Below are 2,491 nucleotides of genomic sequence, written 5' to 3'. Positions count from 1 at the left end.
ATAGGAAAAAATGAAATATATTCCTGTGCCGAAGGGGACGGTTATTTGTCATATCTTTTTTTAAGTATACCACTCCTGGAATCGATTATTAATAATTAAATATTGACAAGCTATTAGCTGGAATAGCTTAATACGGCGGAGCTCTTCTCGGGAACTAACGTTTATTTTGGCCTTTTTTTTAATTTGAATAGTGTCGTACATTAACACGTGTTATCGTCCTCCGACATACGTACTGATAGTCCCGCCAGAATGTGGGCATTTTTGTGTCATTATCCTACAATGTAGGCACATTTGTGCATTTTTTTATGACACAATTTCTCCTAAATAAAATAACAAGAAGCCTGATCCATCAGGCTTTCTTCACATTTAATATGTAGGTAACTTTGTGTCATTAGACATCTGACTAATGACGTACCTGGTCCTGGTACAATTTCGAATTGCGTTAGCACCAGGTACCTTTCACTAAATTTATCCTATTTTTATTTATTTTCGATTATATGCAACGCTAGTGAGTACTCGATTTATTCTATAAAAGAGGTTGTTTAGAAATAATGACCCCGTCTTCATCCACATAAACATACTCTCCTGGATTCCAGTCAACTCCACCGAAGTGGAATTTACTATTACGTTCGCCAGTTCCTTCTTTTTTACTTTTTAGAGGATTTGTCCCTAACGCAAGAATGCCAACATTCATTTTAGCTAGATCAACAGAATCTCTTACATAACCGTTAATAATAACGCCTGATAACTTTCTTGATTGCGCTATGCCCGCTAAACGATCGCCAAGTAGTGCGCATCGATTAGAACCACCACCATCTACAACGATAACAGAGCCTTCCTGTACACTTTCAAGTGCTTCAACGAGGAGCACGTTATCCTCATACACACTTACAGTTTCAATTTTTCCTGAAAAACGGGTCTTTTTTCCGAAAGAACGAAATGCGATATCGCTAATTTGTAGTTCATCTGAATAGTCGTCGCATAAGTCAGTAGTTTTAAAGTCTAACATAATGGATTCCTCCTAATATTTTTCTATTCAATATAATTCCACATTCGTCCAAGCATCCTTGTTTTGATTATTACGTTAATTACAGGGAATGGTTACAATCGAAGAATGGAAGTACTTTCTATTCCTGGCATATCAACACGGACGGCTGAACAAATCCTGGCTGAAATCGGTACAGATATTAATAACCAGTTTCCAAGCGCTGCTCATATGTGCTCCTGGGCGGGACTTGTTCACGAAAGCGCGGGCAAACGGAAATCGTCTAAAACCAAAAAAGGCAATAAATATTATGTATGTGGACTTAGGCGAAGATTACACTCAATAGTACAGATTATGCTAAAAGAACCGGCGGTAAAGTTCTCGTCGGCGTTCTCCGCGCAACTGGGCGTATATTTGAGTGGTTGATGCTTTTTCATGTCCTAACATGCCTTGAATGAAATCTAAAGGTGCTCCATTATCAAGGAGCTGGCACGCATAGGTATGACAAAAGCGATGAGGGTATAGATTTGTTTCGATCTCTCCCCGATCTGCAAGCCGTTTTAATGCCCACCTGATCGTAGGAATGGCCATTCGTCTAGTAGGATGTGAATCGGTTACGAATAAGGCCTTACAGGAGTCCTCACGGCTGGCCAGATACTTCTTCAACCACACTTTACACTCGGTCGTGAAGTAAACCTCTCTCTGCTTTGAACCCTTACCATTAACAATTGCAGAGCCGTTTTCCCAGTTCAGGTCTTCGATGTTTATCTTCTCCACCTCTCCAACTCGGCAGCCGGTACTGTAGAGGAACTCAAGAAGAGCCCTTTCCCTCAGTGATTGACAAGAGATTTTCAAGTGAATGACATCTTCCTCGATCAAAAACTTAGGAATTCGCTTTTCCATTTTGGATTCGCGTAATTTCAGAGAAGGATTTGAGGTTAAATATGTTTCTTCATAGGCAAAGCGGAAAAGGGAACGAACAAAACGAATGCGATGTCCTAAGCTGCTTGGCTTCAATCGACCGGACTGCTTTGCTAAGTATTCCTTCAGCAAGTTTAGAGTAACATCTGAAATATCCAGGTCACCCAGTTCCGTTACCAGCATCTTGATCTGCAAGGTGTAGGCTTTCAATGTATTTGGGCTAAACCCCTGGATCCGCTTATCAGCTTCATACAGTTTCCATAATTCACTTAAATTCATAAAATAACCTCCCATTAGACCTATTAAATCTAGGTTTGCTTCATATGGGAGGTTTTAATCTTTCATTGAACTAGCGTTCTCCGTTAGCGTAATGTACTCTGTCAAATGCCCCGAAGCGTAAACATGGCTTTATCTGAAGAATACGACTTCTATGAAGCACCAACACTTCTTTTATTTAACTTCTTAAAAGCAGAGCATTCACGATTTGATCTAATAAAATTTAATATCAAATTGGCGCATTCGTTTGGTCTCAAGGTTTCAGTATTTAGTTCAATGTCATACTCATTAAGGCGATAAACTATATCG

2 protein-coding genes and 1 pseudogene are annotated in these 2,491 nt (G+C 39.6%); 1 reads left to right on the top strand and 2 read right to left on the bottom strand.

Annotated features, from left to right (window positions below; genetic code table 11):
- Window positions 1-526: 526 nt before the first annotated feature.
- Entirely contained in the window at window positions 527-1,009 is a 483-nt protein-coding gene (rraA, locus tag MUG84_RS27110; protein ID WP_244731280.1) for a ribonuclease E activity regulator RraA, read from the bottom strand.
- Window positions 1,010-1,126: 117 nt separating this feature from the next.
- Here rraA and MUG84_RS27735 point away from each other — a divergent pair.
- Window positions 1,127-1,291: pseudogene (locus MUG84_RS27735) on the top strand (transposase); the annotation flags it as partial.
- 51 nt (window positions 1,292-1,342) lie between these two features.
- On the opposite strand, the gene MUG84_RS27100 reads toward MUG84_RS27735, so the two are convergent.
- Window positions 1,343-2,185, bottom strand: a complete 843-nt coding sequence (locus MUG84_RS27100) for a tyrosine-type recombinase/integrase (protein WP_244731279.1) — start codon at window positions 2,183-2,185, stop codon at window positions 1,343-1,345.
- Window positions 2,186-2,491 lie beyond the last annotated feature (306 nt).

Source organism: Paenibacillus mangrovi, from assembly GCF_022898935.1.
GTDB lineage: Bacteria > Bacillota > Bacilli > Paenibacillales > Paenibacillaceae > Paenibacillus_AQ > Paenibacillus_AQ mangrovi.
This window is presented reverse-complemented; position numbering and strand designations above follow the sequence as displayed.